The organism is Echinicola strongylocentroti, assembly GCF_003260975.1.
Classification (GTDB): domain Bacteria; phylum Bacteroidota; class Bacteroidia; order Cytophagales; family Cyclobacteriaceae; genus Echinicola; species Echinicola strongylocentroti.
In genome coordinates, this window is the sequence record NZ_CP030041.1 from 3824991 (window position 1) to 3842500 (window position 17510).

The window sequence follows — 17510 nt, forward strand, 5'->3', positions numbered from 1 at the left end:
TGGGAAAAGGGTATTAAAAGTCTTCTTCTACAGAAAACTTCGCTGAATCAGAGGCATCTTTGCCTTTCATGACCCCAGCTTTCTGATAATCGCCCACCCGCTTCTCAAAGAAGTTGGTCTTGCCCTGCAGAGAGATCATGTCCATAAAGTCAAACGGATTGGTGCTGTTCCATACTTTTTCACAGCCCAATTCTAATAATAGCCTATCGGCTACAAACTCAATATACTGACACATCAAATCGGCATTCATACCGATCAGCCTTACAGGAAGGGCGTCAGTTACAAATTCCTTTTCGATGGTTACTGCATCTTGGATGATTTTCGAAACGGTATCCTTAGGGAGAGGATTTTGGATATGCTCCGTGTAGAGGTGGCATGCAAAATCACAGTGGAGTCCTTCATCCCTTGAAATCAGCTCGTTGGAGAAGGTTAATCCAGGCATTAGGCCACGCTTTTTCAGCCAAAAGATAGAGCAGAAAGATCCTGAGAAGAAGATCCCCTCCACTGCGGCGAAAGCTATCAGTCTTTCTTGAAAATCACCCTCGTCAATCCATCGCAATGCCCAGTCAGCTTTTTTCTTCACGCAGTCCAAGTGCTCGATGGCATTGAACAGGCGGTCTCTTTCTTTTGGTTCTTTAATATACGTATCAATTAAAAGACTGTAGGTCTCCGAGTGGATGTTTTCCATTGCTATCTGAAAGCCATAGAAGAACTTGGCCTCGGTGTACTGTACTTCTGCCACAAAGTGCTCTGCTAGGTTCTCATTGACAATGCCATCACTCGCAGCAAAAAACGCCAAAACATGGGATATGAAATGACGCTCGTCATCAGTCAGGTTTTTCCAGTCTTTAAGGTCCTGACCTAGGTCTATTTCCTCTGCTGTCCAAAAACTAGCCTCCGCTTTCTTATAAAATTCCCAGATGTCATCATGCTGAATAGGGAACAATACAAATCTGCTACTATCTCCTTGTTCTAATATGGGTTCCGTTTTTTGCATTACGTCAGTCAGTTTTAATATGTCTTCAATTTATTTATAATCTCACGGCGTTTATTATTATGAAAATACCTTTCGTTGTCGAAAAATGCCTGATGAAGAGCAGTTTTTCCCAGAGCCGTACAACAAATATCACCAACAATTTCCAGAAAAAAAACCATAGGTTAGGACGAAGAATTAAGTTGTTGACTATTGGTCAATTTAATGATAAAATATTATATATCAATGTGTAAAGGGTGTTAATTTAAAGTTAACATTCTATTAAAACGGCATTTATAGGGCATTCAGAAGGGGTGGAAAAAAAGTTAAAAAAATCTCCAAACCTAAATTCAAGCATTTTTTTGACTTTGAGTCAATATATTGGTCGGCATATAATTTACTGTAAGTCAGATTATTGTTTTGTTTTTTAATTGTGAAACAAACAACTGTTTGATTTTCAAATCCTAAACAAAAGCAAGCTATTTATGGATAATTTTCAATTGATAATTTCAATGAGTTTTCGTAGCTCATTATCCTATAGTTTATAAGATGTTTGCTTTCGCCTATTGATTTGCCCAGGGCAAAGGCATTTAAAAAAATGTTCCTATTTGCATTTATATCTGCCGTTCCTACGGAACTTACGCTTTTGTGTGTAATCATTTTTTGTTGTCACCAGCACCTTCTATATGACCCTCCGCCAAAGGCGGATTGGGCAGGATGCTCAGTTGCTAACGTCTATTCAGGGTTTAACCTCAACCAAGCCAACCACTATATCTGAGCAGATAGCTGCGACGGCTTGTACGATCCAAATCAACTAATCATTCTTTCAGCCTATCCCGCCATTCGGCAAGATAGGCTACTGCGGTTTCCAATGTACAAATCGGGGCAAAGTGCCAGCGGCACGGATGATAGCTATGCCTACACGAAAATTGTTTTTTGCTGTTCGGGATTTTTAGCTGTTCGGGATTTGTAATCCCGAACCGAGATAATGGGGATTTGAAATCCCCCTAGACCATTTTTGTGAGGAGCATCGACATCAATAGGGATATAGATTTTAAGCAACAACATGCGTTAGCCTGACGGCTATGGCCTTGGTTCCAGACAGGCTCGAAAAGCGTTGTTTCTTTCTGGGGTTTCTGTGCGTTCCGTGAGAAATAAAACCTACTGGCAAGAAAACGTATAATCAAATTACTATATATAAGATGTTTGCTTTCGCCGATTGATTTCCCCATGTTTGTATAAATCCAATTAAAAGAGATGTATATTTACCTGCGCTAAGAGAGTTACTAAGCATTTCGGAATCAGCTTTTTAAAGTTTTTACGTAAATCTTTTCGGGAAATTTTCTAGTTATCAAAATCCTCCTTATATTTGCACCTCAATTTTGATAAAAAGTTCTTAGTATGTACGCAATAGTTAACATAGCTGGAAAGCAGTTCAAAGTAACTAAAGATCAATATGTCTATGCACCAAAAATGCAAGGCGATGTTGACGCTTCCGTTGAGTTCGATGAGGTATTGTTGGCAGATGACAACGGTACGATATCGGTAGGTGCCCCTTTGTTGGATGGCGCCAAGGTGACAGGAAAAATTCTTGATCATGTAAAAGGTGACAAAGTAATCGTCTTCAAGAAGAAGAGAAGAAAAGGTTACAAAAAGAAAAACGGTCACAGACAAGAGTTTACAAAATTACTTATTGAAAACATTACACTATAAGTTTAATCTTATAGCCCTAAAACATTAAAAATTATGGCTCACAAGAAAGGTGTCGGTAGTTCTAAAAACGGTAGAGAATCCCACAGTAAACGACTTGGTGTGAAAAAGTTTGGTGGTGAATCTGTAATCGCTGGTAACATTATCGTAAGACAAAGAGGAACCAAGCATCACCCAGGACTGAACGTAAAAGTAGGTAAAGACCATACTTTGTTCGCCGTGTCTGATGGAAAAGTAGAATTTAAGAGAAAGCATGATGGTAAGTCTTATGTAAGCGTAGTTCCCGCTGAAGCATAAGATTTTTAATCGACAAAATATTTAAAAAAAGCTGCCTTTACTGAAAGGTGGCTTTTTTTATTTCATAGAATCCATATAGAGCCAAAAGTTTCTCATCCTCCAGAAATATTGCTTGTCCTTTTTTTCAACGAGGCTTCCGTATGATGCATCAGTTGATAGGCTAATACATATTCCGTGTTATGATTATCCCCAATGATACCAGTAATCACAGAAAAGCCTTGCTTCATTCTGGGTGTTCTGTGCGTTCCGTGAGAAATAAAACTTACTGGCAATAAAGCGTATAATCAGATTCCGTGTTCATAAATTTTAATTATTTTATTTTTGTTCAGGGTGTGATTGTAGTATGTTATTCTGTTTTTTGAATGGTTGAAAATGAGTTTTATGTCTTTTTTTGGTGTATGAAAAGTATTGTGGTGTGTATTACCTGTTTTTGGTGTTTTTTATTTTTCTTTTTAATGGGTTATATTATTTCCAGTTTAACTCATATTATGAATGAAAACGATTTTTCCAGCCTCTATAGTCAATCAAACAACTGAATATTATCAAGGCAAAATATCCGTAAGGTCAAAGGTCATTTATACCAGTGTACTCGTCGCTTTGGCCGTAATGTTGGTGAGTCTTCCTTTCATTTATGTGGATGTATCGGTGAGTGCTAGGGGTAGTTTTCAGACTTCCTTGGGACGAAATGAAATCCACGCGCCTGTTTCTGGCAGGGTATCTTCGATTAATATCGTCGAAAATGAGTCCGTAAAACAAGGGCAGGTACTGGCAGAGATCAAGTCGGACCAAGTGGATTTGGAGATTGACGGTGTGAACAGCCGGAAGGCGTTGGTACAGAATTTTATTGCTGACCTGCGTAAATTAATGAAGGTTAGTCCCAATCAGATAGATGATTTTTTGGGACGTACACTGACGACGAAGTATTATCAAGCAGCATTTTTTGAATATGTGTCAGGCGTACAGCAGCTACAAACGGTGCTCGAAAAAGAAAAACGTGACCTCAAACGTGCGAAGGTACTTTTTGATAGTAAGGCGATTTCGGCAGTCGACTATGATGAGTACAGGTCGAAGTTTGAGCAGTCTCTGGCCAATTTGGACATTTATCATAGTAAAAAAATCTCTTCTTGGGAACAGGAGTTACGCGATTACCAGAATGAATTTGATGAGCTGGCCAATAGTAAAAAATTGCTCCGGGACCGGTTGCATCAATATAAGATCGTGGCGGGTGTTGCTGGGACGATCATTAACTTTGAGAATATTAAAATGGGGGATTTTGTATTTGCCAATCAAAAGATGGCTGAAATATCACCTGATAGCACCTTGAAGGCAGTGGCTTTTTTGGATCCAGCCGATATTGCTTTTGTCCAACCTGGCCAAAAGGTGAATTTTCAAGTGGACGCCTATGATTATAACCAATGGGGACTGTTGGAGGGAACGGTCGAAGAGATTGCCAAAGACATCAATATGATCAGTGAAAACGAAGTGGCATTTCGAGTTATTTGTAATTTGAGCAAGGAGGCGCTTTACCTAAAGAATGGCGTGGAGGGTGATGTGAAGAGGGGGATGACTTTTAATGGCCGGTTCCTAGTAGCCAGGCGTTCATTGTACCAATTGTTGTATGACAAAGTAGATGACTGGCTCAACCCAGCTTTGAAAAATTAATGAGAGTAGTTTCATGAGCAGAAGAATTAAGCAACGGGATATTACGGACTGTGGAGCGGCTTGCCTAGCCTCCATAGCGAGTAGCTATAAGCTGAACATGCCTATTTCTAAAATAAGGCAGCTGGCTTCTACCGATCAAAAAGGTACCAATGTGCTGGGGCTGATAGAGGCTGCCGAAGCGCTGGGATTTTCAGCCAAGGGGGTGCGGGGGAGTTTTGCAAGTTTGCACCAAATCCCAAAACCTGCCATAGCCCATGTGGTGATCAATAAGACCCTTCATCACTACATGGTGATTTATAATGTGTCCAAACGCCATGTCAAGGTGATGGATCCGGCTGAAGGCAGGATGAAGAAATTTCCCCATGATGAGTTTAAGGAGATTTGGTCAGGTGTACTGGTTTTGTTAATGCCCAATGAAGAATTCAAAGCTATGAATGGTACCGTGTCAGTGGTGGGACGGTTTTGGTACCTTATCAGTCCTCATAAAAGTGTGATGCTACAAGCTGTTTTTGGGGCGGGTATTTATACCATCCTTGGGCTGTCCACCTCCATTTACGTCCAGAAAATCATAGATAATGTCTTCATCAGTAGAAATACCAACTTGCTAAACCTGATGAGCGTGGGGATGATCCTATTGCTGCTTTTTCAGGTTTTTATTGGAGTGTATAAGTCTGTTTTCGTCCTTAAGACCGGCCAAAAAATCGATGCTAGGTTGATTTTGGGCTATTATAAGCATTTGTTGACCTTGCCGCAGCGGTTTTTTGATACCATGAGAGTGGGAGAGATCATTTCCCGTATCAATGATGCCGTGAAGATCAGGGCATTTATCAATGATGTATCTATCAACCTGGTGGTCAATGTGTTCATTGTGGTGTTCTCTTTTATGCTCATGTTTACATTTTATTGGAAACTGGCCCTGATCATGTTGATGATCGTCCCACTTTACTCTATTGTGTATATTATCACTAATCAGCTGAACAAGAAGGCAGAACGAAAACTGATGGAAAATACTGCTGAGCTCGAATCACAACTGGTGGAATCTATCCATTCGGTGGGAACGATCAAACAGTTTGGGGCTGAGGGGCACGCTAATATCCAGACGGAAGGCAAATTTGTGAATATGCTTGGGTCTATTTACCGCTCAGGGGTCAACAATGTGTTTTCTGCCAGTTCTTCTGAGTTTATTTCTCGTTTATTCACCATTATTCTATTATGGCTCGGGGCAGGCTATGTTTTGAAAAATGAAATTACTCCAGGGGAGTTGTTGTCTTTTTATGCCCTGATCGGTTACTTGACAGGGCCCTTGGTCGGGATTATTGGCATGAACAAAACCATCCAAAATGCCCTGATTGCTGCCGACAGGCTCTTTGAGATCATGGACCTAGAAGTGGAAGAGCAGAAAGAAAAGTTTACGATCGATAAGGAGGCCATTGGCCATATCACTTTTAATAATGTGAGCTTTAGGTACGGCTCCAGGGCGAAGGTCTTTGATGGGCTTAGTCTTGAGATTCCGAAAGGTAAGGTCACGGGCGTGGTAGGAGAGAGTGGTTCTGGAAAATCTACTTTGGTGGCGTTGTTGCAACACCTGTATCCGCTGGAGGCCGGCCATATAAAGATAGGGATTCATGATATAGCCTATATCGAGCATAGCTGTCTAAGGAAGATAGTGGGAGTGGTACCTCAGCGGGTGGACTTATTTGCAGGAAACCTCATTGATAATATTGCTTTGGGCGAATACCAGCCAGATATACAGAAAATCGTGGGGATATGTCACGAGCTTGGGATGATGGATTTTATTGAAGGTTTGCCCAATGGTTTTGCCACTTTCCTAGGAGAAAACGGTGCCTCCTTGTCAGGGGGGCAAAAGCAACGGGTGGCCATTGCCAGGGCATTTTATAGGGATCCTGAAATTATCGTGATGGATGAAGCCAATGCTTCCCTTGATCCTAAATCAGAAGAATACGTACAAAGGGCCATTCGTGCCTTGGTGAAAAATGGAAAAACCGTTGTTTTTATTACACACAGGCTTGCGGCAGTTAGGGATTTTGATTGTATTTTGGTATTGGAAAAAGGGAAACTGGTGGAAAAAGGGAACCATCATACACTGTTTTCCCAAGAAGGAGCCTATTATCAAATGCTCCAAAAACAGAACTTTGTATTGGATTAACCACGGACAGATTATGAATTTCATTAAACATATAGAAAGACTTCAGCTTATTAATAAACTGGTGAGAGAGGAAAAAACAGGCTCCCCAGAGGAACTTTCGGCACGTTTGGGAATTAGCAGGAGGCAGCTTTATAACCATTTGGAAAGCCTCAAGGATATGGGGCTTGAGGTGACCTTTTCCAGAAAAATCAATAGCTTCCACTATGTAGAGGAAAAGCATCTGGAAATGACCTTTACATTGAAGGTTATTGGGCCTGAAGAAACAGAAAATATTTATGGTGGGACCTATATTCCAATCATTCCAGAGTGGTGGCCGTTACCAGAGTGGGAGTGGATTAATGAAGCCGTATGACCGTTTTATCTCTTCTGCCGTGCATATAGGTTTTTTTGTTAGCAATCCCATAAGTAGGGTAGAGGTCTTTTTTTTCAGGACTAATGAAGTTTTTTTAGTATAGTCTACCCATTGTGTGGAAAAAAGTAACCAGCCCTTGCAAAAGCGGCTTTGTAAAAGCCATTGGCTTGATAGAATACGGAAGAGAATCGCTGACTTTCAAATTATTTTTATTCCGTGCAAGTTTTGTGCACGCGCCCACCGTACCTTTAACATAACGTTTAGAAGCGCTAATCAGGGTTTGAGGTCCTGTATAGTATTTTAAGCTTTGGACAGCTTTATTTGTTGTTCACGAAGTCAAAAAGAAAATAATAGGAAGAAACTACATTATAAAAGAATGTGCGGATTGATAGGGGGGAAGATAATCTGTGGCAAAGCCTAGGATTCGGACTTTCTTCAGGTTCAGTATTAACGCTCTTGGCACTAATATTGAGGTGTGATTGAGTAAATAGATTAAAGACAATATTTTTTTATTTACTATGTTGGTGATTTTTTAGTTCTCGTGTTGATTAACGTCAGAAGGGATACATGTGTGGTGTATCCCTTTCTTTTTGGGCACACTTACGGGCAACGTCATATTGGGAATCAAACCAAAATCAGGGATCAAGCAATATTTCTGTGGGAGTAAAATTCGACACACTTTCTTGAAATTTATTCCCTATTGATTATTGGAATAAAGCGCTGTTGGTGTGTACTGGGTTTTAGCGTGAACTTATAAGCGCTAGGAAGGTAATTTCTGCTAAAACAATGAGATTAATTTTGGTGTTTACCATGGGCTTTTTAATGCTACTTGTCTTTTCCAATTTAAGCAAAAAAACAGCGCAAATCATAATCATCAGCGACATCAGCTTTCCATCAGTCCCACAGCTTTTCGGCTTGATCCAAAATCAGCGTTCTATCCTAACCATTCCTTGGGGATGTGGGGTAGCTCCTTATCTCATTTCAAATCACAAACTATAACTAAAATTTTATTCTAATATGATTGTTGTCATAAATTAGATCTTTTGACCTATATATATTTGTACTCTTGATGAAGTACTGAAGCTCTTATGGTAATGAGGGTAATGATAAAGATTTTTACAGGGCTCATTTAGAAATTATATTTTTTTAAAAAAATCGGACAGGTGTGTTGAACAAGTGTTGATTTTTTTGTTTTACTATGTTGGTGATTTTTTTATCTTCCTGTACTGATTTATTGAGAAAGGTGGGGTGCTTGCATCCCCCTTTCTTTTTACTGGTGACAGGAGACAGCGATAGCGGAATTGGTAATGATGATTGGTATAAAGTACTATTTTGTTTGGTTTTGATAACTACTACCTAGATATAAATGGCTAATTATTTGCTTGTTTATCAGAGAAAAAATACTTTTAGTTATATTTTTATGGTTTATAAGTAATTGAAAATTGGTGCTACACTCCATATAGAATTTTAACATCCCACGTAATTTAAATACCCAAGTATGAGAAAAATTTGTTTTTTAATGATTACGGTGACCAGTATATTGGTTTTTCCGGTCATTGCACAAAATAAGATTGATTTCCAGGAATTTGATCTGGACAATGGGCTGCATGTGATCATGCACAAGGATAATACGACTCCCATTGTGGTTACATCGGTTTTGTACCATGTTGGTTCGAAAAACGAAGACCCGGAACGTACGGGGTTTGCGCACTTTTTTGAGCATTTGCTATTTGAGGGGAGTGAAAATATCGGCAGGGGCGAATACATGAAAAAAATCCAGTCTGAAGGCGGAACGCTCAATGCGTATACGAGTAATGATATCACCTATTACTACGAGACTCTTCCTTCCAATAAGCTAGAGCTGGCTCTTTATATGGAAAGTGAACGGATGCTGCATGCCAAGATCGATCAGGTGGGTGTGGACACCCAGCGTGAAGTAGTGAAAGAGGAAAAGAGACAGCGGTATGACAACCAGCCATATGGGACCATCCTGCCAGAGACGCTCAAAAGAGCCTATTCCAAGCACCCTTATCAGTGGGCGCCAATTGGCTCACTAGATCATTTGAATGCAGCGACTTTGGATGAATTCATGGGGTTTTATAAGGAATTTTACGTGCCGAACAATGCGACGTTGACCATAGCTGGTGATATAGATTATGAGCAAACGAAAGAATGGGTGGAAATGTACTTTTCTGAAATTCCAAAAGGAGCACAAGAAGTCTATCGGCCAGCTATTAAAGAACCTGCCAAGACTGAGGAAATCCGGGACATAGTTTACGATAATATCCAGATTCCTGCAGTGATCCAAGCGTATAATTTACCACCAAAGAACGATCCTGACTCCTATGCTATGGACATGCTTTCCACTTACTTGACAGGAGGCAATTCCTCTTTGATGACCAAAGAGCTGGTGGACAAGCAACAAAAAGCCTTGGCCGTAGCCGCAATACCTTTGGACTTGGAAGATGGGGGGATATTTATCATGTATGGTATTACTAATATGGGCGTAAAAGCCGAGGAGCTAGAGACAGAGATAGATGTATTGATCCAGCAGGTGCAGGAAGAAGGAGTGTCAGAAAGAGACTTTCAGAAGTTACAGAACATCATCGAAAATGATGTGGTGAGCAGTAACTCGACCTTATCCGGGATAGCCCAAAGCCTGTCACAGTCGCATGTGTTTTTTGGAGAGACTGGTCATATTAATGATGTGTTGAAAAAATACAGGGAGGTGAGCAGGGAGGATTTGCAGCGAGTGGCAAAAAAATACCTTACTTTGGACGGTAGGGTGGTGCTGTATTATTTGCCAAAATCAGCACAGCCGCAAGAGTAATTTTTAACTTGAACTTGGACAGATTTATGAAAAAGAGCATTATATATTTAATCCTATGCATGGCCGTGACTTCACTGAGTCATGCGCAAGTAGATAGAAGCAAATACCCAGAGCCAGGTCCTGCTCCTGAAATTGAGCTGGGGGATCCGGAGACGTTTACTTTGGACAATGGCCTTAAAGTGTTTGTGGTGGAAAACCACAAGTTGCCCAGAGTGGCCTTTTCCCTGGTCATCGACAGGGATCCGATAGTTGAAAAAGAAAAGGCGGGAATGACGGGTTTTGTCGGGGATATCCTCATGGCAGGTACCACATCCCGGTCAAAGGACCAACTGGATGAAGAGGTGGATTTTATCGGGGCTTCGCTGAGTGCAGGGTCTACCTCCCTGTATGGATCATCATTGAAGGAGCACCAGGAGAAGATCCTTACCTTAATGGAGGATGTACTCTTTCACCCCTCTTTTCCACAGGAAGAATTGGATAAGCTGAAGAAGCAGGCGCTGACAGGGCTGGCCGCATCCAAGGATGAGCCAGATGCCATATCAGGACGACTGGCAGGTAAGCTGGTGTATGGAACGGATCATCCTTATGGAGAGATCAGGACAGAGGAATCCATTTCGGCTATTGAAATGGAAGATATCCGTGCTTATTATGAAACCTATTTTAAGCCAAATATCGCATATTTGGCCATAGTAGGGGATATAGATAAGAAGGAAGCAGAGAAGGTTGTGAAGGCCCATTTTGCAAAATGGAAAAAGGGAGATGTGCCAGAAATGAGCTATTCCACACCTTCTGTTCCGGAGCAAAATGAAGTCGCATTAGTCGATCGCTCAGCATCTGTGCAGTCGGTTGTTGATATCACCTATCCCATGGAGATGAGTTTGGGTAATAATGATTACCTGGATACCCGCGTTTTAAATTACATATTGGGAGGGGGAGCGTCATCTCGATTGTTTATGAATCTGCGGGAAGATAAAGGATATACTTATGGTGCCTATTCCAGCATTGGAGCGGATGAGCTGGTGACCAGCTTTTCTGCTGGAGCTTCCGTAAGAACTGCAGTCACCGACTCTGCAGTTACAGAGCTTATTTATGAGATTAATCGCATAATGGATGAAGGGATCACAGAGGAAGAACTGGAAGCAGCCAAGGCCAATCTGAGTGGTAGTTTTGGTAGATCCTTGGAAAGCCCTTCTACTTTGGCGAGATTTGCCATCAATATTGAGCGTTATGACCTCCCCGCTGACTTTTACAAAACTTATTTGCAGCGGCTAAGTGCCCTGACTGTGGACGATATCAATGCTGCGGCACGAAAGTATATCAAGCCAAGCAATATGTACATAACTGTGGTGGGGAATGGTTCGGAAATAAAAGATAACTTAGCCCAGTTTGGCCCAGTAAGCCTATATAACAATTGGGGGGACCCGGTCAAGGAAATTGAGATGACCGATATGGATATGACGGCAGAGGATGTCATTGATAATTATATCAAGGCAATAGGTGGTGAAGATGCTGTCAATGCAGTCGAAACCGCGAAGGTGATGATGAAAGCGGAAGTTCAAGGGCAGGTAATAGGCATGACTATGGTATACGATGATCCTGCTATGCGTTTCAGTCAAAAGGTATCCATGATGGGGAATACGGTTTCCAATACGTTACTATCAGAAGGGAAAGGCACTGTTTCGGCTATGGGACAATCCAAAGAGCTTACTGATGAACAGTATGAGGAAGCTAAGATGAACATGTTTATCTTCCCAGAGGCACATTATGAAGATTTGATGTATACTCTTGAATTGGACGGCATAAAAGACATAGATGGTCAGAAAGCCTATAAGGTGATCGTTTCCAATCCTACCGGTGCAAAAAGCGTGAACTATTACAGTGTGGAAACAGGTTTGAAGGTGAAGAGTGAAAATGAAAAGACAGGGGAAATCACCTATTCAGATTATCAAGAGCATGAAGGGATACAATATGCTATGGAAATGATCGTAAAATCACCAATGATCCCTGCACCGCTAAATACTACCGTGGAGTCATTGGAGCTTAATCCGGAACTGACAGAAGAAGATTTTAAATAATAATATAACTATGAAAAAGGCAATGATTGCATTGGTGGCATCACTGATGATGAGCGGAGTGGATGTCCAGGCCAATGAAGCCGTGAAAAAGGGAAGTTTGGTATCTATCCAAGATGTGACTGTAAAAGAAGTCGTGGATAAATATATCAGTGCGGCAGGAGGAATAGAGAAGATCAAGGCGATCAAAAACATGGAAATGAACATGGAAACGGAGATTCAGGGGATGACCCTTGTGATCAAGGCCGTAACTGACCAAGAGAATCACCGTCTACTGAATCTTACCAAAATGAATGGTAATCAAGTGGCCAAGACGGTCATCAGAGACAATCAAGGGAAAGTGGTCAGCATGGGGCAAGAGCAAGACCTTACCGAAGATCAGCTTAACTCCATGAAGAGCCAGACCTTTGTTTTTCCGGAGTTGTTCTATGAGGAGCTTGGTTACGAGGTGACTTATGGTGGTACAGAAGACGTGGAAGGTGAAGCTGCTCATAAACTGCTGCTTAAAGATGCCAGTGGTGTGGAAACTTCAGAATTTTATAGCGTTGAATCAGGACTGAAATTAAAGACAGCGTCTGAAGCTGCCGGGACCGTTAGTTATAAGGATTACCAAGAAGTCGACGGTATCATGGTTCCTTCCAAGATGGTGATAGCTAACTCCATGATGCCTACGGCAATGGAAGCAAATATTACCTCAGTGGTCTTTAACCAAGAATTAGATAGCACACTCTTTGAGTGGTAAGGCTGGCCATGGCCAATAAAAAGAGGCTATCCCTGATCAGGGGTAGCCTCTTTTTATTTCATTCGGTTTATGCATTAGGAGCCGTTATAGTCCATAATATATAGGCTAATGCACATTCAGGGTGTGGTCTTTTTACCAATGGGGATGGTTTTTCATCCAGTGATCCAAAGAGAATTTCCCTGATCCATAAATGAGAAAAACAACCAGCAAAATCAATACACCCAAGGATAGTTCAAATTCCAAGTTATTGGAAACAGAAAGGAAGCCTTGGTTGATATTGACAAAAAAGACAGCGCCGAGCAGGATGGGTATTTGAAAAATGATTGCAAAGCGCGTCAATAAACCGGAAGCGATCATAAAACCTCCCACTAGATGGGCAAAAGCTACATAATGGGCCAGTGCTAGGTTAAAAAACTGGAGGTCGCTATTGCTCATAATTTCCATTAAGGCACTTGTGTTGGCGATAAACATGATGCCTTTGTACATAATGAATAGGCCTAGTGCCATCCTAATGAAATCGATCCAATTGGGATGGTGGGTATCTGCCCACGATTCGATTTTAGAAATAGTTTCCATGGTATTTTGGGTTTGGTTTTAGGATAATATACAAATAAAATAACTTATTTCACTGGTTTTTAGTGATTTATATAAGTTGATTCATTTGCTAGCCCAAGTTTAACCCGGAATATGCATTAGCCTATCTGTTGCGACCTTAAACTGCTTCAAAATCAGCCGTTTCACATTAGTTTTCGGCATAACCGTAGCGGTGCTACGCTAATGCCTCCAAACTAACTGATTTTCTTGCAATTTCAGCTCTCACTACGATTCCTAACGCATAATCCGGGTTTAATTTACAACCCATCACTGCGAGCTGGGTTGGTACCTGAAGGAAAAAGCCAAGTGGACTCTATTGAGTTAGAAAAATCATGGACCAAGCGGAAAGGTTGAGGGGCTGATGGAACGCTGATGACGCAGATGATTATGATTTGCGCTGATTTTTTGCTTATAATTGGAAAAGACAAGTAGCATAAAAAAACCCTGAAAGGGCGTAACATCCTTAGCCAAGGGCACAGGTATTTCCACCTGAAGCTACTTTGGGTTGCACCCTGATTGCGTTGCAGTTTCACTACTAACAGTTCATGATTTAAAATCGGATACCCTAGCGAGGGTTTACGCCGAATTATTTTGGGCTTAACTTGACCACTTGTCTCGCTTCTCATTGCTTTCGCCAGGAACAAGTAAGTATTCGTGGTAATAACTACGGACTGATGCTGGAAGCTGGCAGTGGACTTTTCTGCCAAAACGGAAGATGTCTAGCTTTATCACCTCGTTTTCAATAACGTCATCTTGTGCAAATGCCTTTTTATTAATAGTGTTGATTTTATCCCCTTGCATGAGTGATGTATATGCAGGGCATTCGGGGTGGATCTTGGTTATGGTTCCATCGGCTAGAGTGATGATGCCCCAGTTGGCCGCTAGGACTTGGGAATGGGGCATGCTTTTGACGGTGATGTTGATCGTGGCCATTTCCTTGCATAGTAAAGGAAAAATATCCTCCGTGCCTCCCACATACTTCTTGAAAAAATCAGCAATGATTTCTTTGTTGCCGTGTAGGTCAGCAATGATCTGTTGATAATCCTGCATGGTGTAGCCCTTGTTTGACTTGCCAAACTTCAGCCACATTTCTTTCATGACTTCATGCAGACTGCTTCCCTTTTCCAGGAGCATTAGGTCCAAAATGGTGGATAGAAGAGTGCCTCGATTATATATACTGACTTTTTTTTCTGGAATACCCGCTTTGTAGCCATCTAGCCATAGGTCCCAGCTAGATGCGCTGATGGATTGGTTTTGCCAGCCGAAGGAGCTGAATTCCCTGTTAAGCTGTTTTTCCATATTGGCAAGGAACCCCTCCAAAGTGAAGTAGCCGGATTTTAGCAGGAATAGATCTCCCATATAGGTAGTGACTCCTTCCGCTACCACGCCAGTGTCAAAGTAGGTTTCTTTAGAAAAATCATAAGGGAGAAGTTCTTTTGGCCTGATGCGGCAAACGTTCCAAAAGTGATAAAGCTCATGGCAACTTACCCCAAAAAATTCATCCATGTTTTCATTTTGCTCCAATGACTCTGCCGGACCGAAGGTGATTACCGTCGAAAATTGGTGCTCTACTCCATGATAATGTTTATACGGTAGCAGCTGGAATAAGAAGTGATAATCTTCCGCTGGAAATTCTTCGAATGCCCTAATTTGCTTTAGCGTAAAAGCCTCAAATTTTTTGATCAATTGAGGAATGTCAAAATGGATTTCTCCTTGAAACCAGAGATGAAAATTACTTGCTTGTACTTGGTAGCTGTAATGCTTCAGGGAAGGAGAGGCGATCACCGGGCTGTCCACTAAGTGCTGGAAATTATCAGCCTGAAAAATACAAGTGTCTATTTTTGGCAAAGCGGTGGCTATTTCGAAAGATTCGGGAAGTTGCAGGTGGACAATTACCTGCTCCTTCTCCAGCCCTTTCACTTCAAAACAACAGTTGATGAAGTTCAAGTAGAGTTGTTCATCGTCAGACCAGCTTCCTCCAGCATCCATTTGCGAGGCATGGAATTCATAACTGACGGTATAGGGGCCTGCCTCTTGCGTTTGGAATACCCAGAGGTCTTTTGACTTTTTGTTCCAGTGAGCAGGTCCTTCTAGGGAGGAGATGGCGAAGCCTTTTATTTTCTGCGCATAGTTGGTGATTTCATACCGACCTGGTCGCCAAGAGGGAAGCTGGAGCTCATACGTGCTATTGGCAGCACACTGAATAGTGAGTTGGATTTGTACAAATTGATTGTGCGGATTATTTCTATATATCAGGTATTCCATTTACATTTGTGCTTTACAATAAACAAAAGTAAGTCACTGGTTTGTAAATAAAAAAAACGTGGCTATCTTTGCAGTCCTTTTCAGGGGTTACTGTAAAAGGAGAGACAGAAAAGCAGTAAATATTAAAAACATAAATCGGTAAAAGAAGTTAGTGGTAGTTTGATACCAAGCCCCATGAGCATTCTGTAGCTGATAGAAAATTAAACGATCATGAAAAGAACATTTCAACCTTCTCGCAGAAAAAGAAGAAATAAGCACGGATTTAGGGAAAGAATGGCGTCACCTAACGGCAGAAGGGTGATCAAAGCAAGAAGATCAAAAGGTAGACATAAACTATCCGTATCTTCAGAGAAAACACTTAAGAAGTAATTTGTTCGTTCCTTGATGCCTTATGACTATGGACTATAGGCTGCCAAAGAAGGAGAGATTACATTCTAAAAAGTTAATAAAGGAACTTTTTGACAAAGGTTCCTCTTTTTTTTTATACCCCTTTAAGATCATTTATTTACCAATAGAAGGGGAAGCTGAAACCAATCAGGTACTTTTTTCTGTTTCCAAGAGGAAAATAAGGAAGGCTGTTCATCGAAATTACCTAAAGCGAAGGATCAAAGAAGCCTACCGGCTCAATAAATCCTTACTTATAGATGGTAAAAATAACAAAAAATTGATAGCTTTCGTTTATGTAGCGCCTGACTTGGAGGATTTTCACAAGATCCAGTCAAAGGTGCAGAAAGTATTAAACCGACTTGCAGATAGGCAAGAAGCTAACCGTAATAATGATGAGAAAAAGAAATAGCATAATCGCCATTTTTTTAGTGCTGATAATAGGAGGGGGCATGTTGGTTTCCTTTAAAGGGAAAAACGACAAGCTTTTTTTGATTGCTAAAAACCTCGACATCTTCGCTTCCTTGATTCGGGAACTTGATTCGTTTTACGTGGATGAAATCAATCCTGACGAATTGGTGACGGTTGGGATCAATGCCATGCTCGAAGAGTTGGATCCGTATACCACGTATATCCCAGAAGAAGAGTCGGAAGATTTCAGGACTATGACGACGGGAGAGTACGGAGGTATCGGGGCGATGATCGGTAATAGGACCGGTAAGAACATGATCCTCATGCCCTATGAAGGCTTTCCGGCCGAATCATCAGGTTTGCGCATCGGGGATGAACTGCTAAAGGTAGATACTGTCGATGTGGTGGAGCTGGTGACCTCTGATATTTCGGAGATGCTAAAAGGCCCCGCCAATACCCCCGTGGAGGTAGTGGTCAAAAGGAACCAGGATACATTGTCTTTTGCGATCACCAGAAAAAAAATCGTGATCAATAACGTTCCTTTTTATGGTATGGTCAATGACAATATCGGGTACATTAAATTGACAGATTTCACGACCAATGCGGGAGATGATGTTCGAAAAGCACTGGTGGAGCTGAAAAGCCGTGGAGCAGAGCGATTGATATTGGATCTGAGGGATAACCCCGGCGGAATCCTGAAGGAAGCAGTGGATATCGTTAGTCTATTTGTCCCTAAAGGCAAAGAGGTAGTGAGTACCATTGGGAAGTTGGAAAATGTCAACGCAGAATATAAGACAACTCGCTCTCCCGTGGATAAGCGAATGCCTCTGGCGGTATTGATCAATGAGCGTTCTGCTTCAGCTTCCGAAATTGTATCGGGAGCCTTGCAGGATTATGACAGAGCGGTTTTGGTAGGTAGGAAGACCTTTGGAAAGGGTCTAGTGCAGAGCACAATTCCGCTTTCTTATAATTCTCAGGTTAAGGTGACTACAGCTAAATATTACATTCCAAGTGGCAGGTGTATTCAGGAGATTGATTACAGCAAAAGAGA

The 17510-nt window shown here is 41.4% G+C and carries 14 protein-coding genes (1 of these 14 only partly in view); 11 read left to right on the forward strand and 3 right to left on the reverse strand.

What is annotated here, in order from left to right:
* Positions 1-13 precede the first annotated feature (13 nt).
* Positions 14-997, reverse strand: coding sequence for a ribonucleotide-diphosphate reductase subunit beta (locus DN752_RS14840; protein WP_112784675.1), 984 nt, complete (start codon positions 995-997; stop codon positions 14-16).
* Positions 998-2374: 1377 nt separating this feature from the next.
* Between DN752_RS14840 and rplU the strand changes: the two genes are divergently transcribed.
* The 8 genes from rplU (at position 2375) to DN752_RS14890 (ending at position 12805) form a co-directional block, all read left to right on the forward strand.
* Positions 2375-2686 carry a 50S ribosomal protein L21 gene (rplU, locus tag DN752_RS14850; protein ID WP_112784677.1) on the forward strand — a complete coding sequence of 104 codons (312 nt, stop codon included), beginning with the start codon at positions 2375-2377 and terminating at the stop codon, positions 2684-2686.
* A 33-nt stretch (positions 2687-2719) separates the two neighbouring features.
* Positions 2720-2980: a 50S ribosomal protein L27 gene (gene rpmA / locus DN752_RS14855; RefSeq protein ID WP_112784678.1), complete on the forward strand. Its 261-nt coding sequence runs from the start codon at positions 2720-2722 to the stop codon at positions 2978-2980.
* Between the two features lie 492 nt (positions 2981-3472).
* Positions 3473-4642 carry an HlyD family secretion protein gene (locus DN752_RS14860; protein WP_112784679.1) on the forward strand — a complete coding sequence of 390 codons (1170 nt, stop codon included), beginning with the start codon at positions 3473-3475 and terminating at the stop codon, positions 4640-4642.
* Positions 4643-4655: 13 nt separating this feature from the next.
* Positions 4656-6809 (forward strand): peptidase domain-containing ABC transporter, encoded by a 2154-nt coding sequence (locus DN752_RS14865; RefSeq protein WP_112784680.1) that lies wholly within the window; start codon positions 4656-4658, stop codon positions 6807-6809.
* 13 nt (positions 6810-6822) lie between these two features.
* Positions 6823-7161, forward strand: coding sequence for a helix-turn-helix domain-containing protein (locus DN752_RS14870; protein ID WP_112784681.1), 339 nt, complete (start codon positions 6823-6825; stop codon positions 7159-7161).
* 1498 nt (positions 7162-8659) lie between these two features.
* Positions 8660-9991: a M16 family metallopeptidase gene (locus DN752_RS14880; RefSeq protein ID WP_112784683.1), complete on the forward strand. Its 1332-nt coding sequence runs from the start codon at positions 8660-8662 to the stop codon at positions 9989-9991.
* Positions 9992-10017: 26 nt separating this feature from the next.
* Positions 10018-12066 carry an insulinase family protein gene (locus DN752_RS14885; RefSeq protein ID WP_112784684.1) on the forward strand — a complete coding sequence of 683 codons (2049 nt, stop codon included), beginning with the start codon at positions 10018-10020 and terminating at the stop codon, positions 12064-12066.
* 10 nt (positions 12067-12076) lie between these two features.
* Positions 12077-12805 carry a LolA-like protein gene (locus DN752_RS14890; protein ID WP_112784685.1) on the forward strand — a complete coding sequence of 243 codons (729 nt, stop codon included), beginning with the start codon at positions 12077-12079 and terminating at the stop codon, positions 12803-12805.
* Between the two features lie 132 nt (positions 12806-12937).
* Here the strand turns inward: DN752_RS14890 and DN752_RS14895 are convergent, their stop codons facing one another.
* Entirely contained in the window at positions 12938-13381 is a 444-nt protein-coding gene (locus DN752_RS14895) for a DoxX family protein (RefSeq protein ID WP_112784686.1), read from the reverse strand.
* A 615-nt stretch (positions 13382-13996) separates the two neighbouring features.
* Positions 13997-15664 carry a M61 family metallopeptidase gene (locus tag DN752_RS14900; protein ID WP_112784687.1) on the reverse strand — a complete coding sequence of 556 codons (1668 nt, stop codon included), beginning with the start codon at positions 15662-15664 and terminating at the stop codon, positions 13997-13999.
* 210 nt (positions 15665-15874) lie between these two features.
* On the opposite strand from DN752_RS14900, the gene rpmH reads away from it, so the two are divergent.
* The 3 genes in view from rpmH to DN752_RS14915 are tightly spaced (at most 28 nt apart) and all read left to right on the forward strand, a layout consistent with a single transcriptional unit that may run on beyond the window.
* Positions 15875-16033, forward strand: a complete 159-nt coding sequence (rpmH, locus tag DN752_RS14905) for a 50S ribosomal protein L34 (protein ID WP_112784688.1) — start codon at positions 15875-15877, stop codon at positions 16031-16033.
* A 28-nt stretch (positions 16034-16061) separates the two neighbouring features.
* Positions 16062-16460, forward strand: coding sequence for a ribonuclease P protein component (gene rnpA / locus DN752_RS14910; RefSeq protein WP_112784689.1), 399 nt, complete (start codon positions 16062-16064; stop codon positions 16458-16460).
* Positions 16441-17510, forward strand: the 5' portion of a protein-coding gene (locus DN752_RS14915; protein WP_170134457.1) for a S41 family peptidase. The gene runs 598 nt beyond the window's last position; the window shows 1070 of its 1668 coding nt (coding positions 1-1070); its start codon is at positions 16441-16443; its stop codon lies off the right edge, out of view. The genes rnpA and DN752_RS14915 overlap by 20 nt, the downstream gene beginning before the upstream one ends.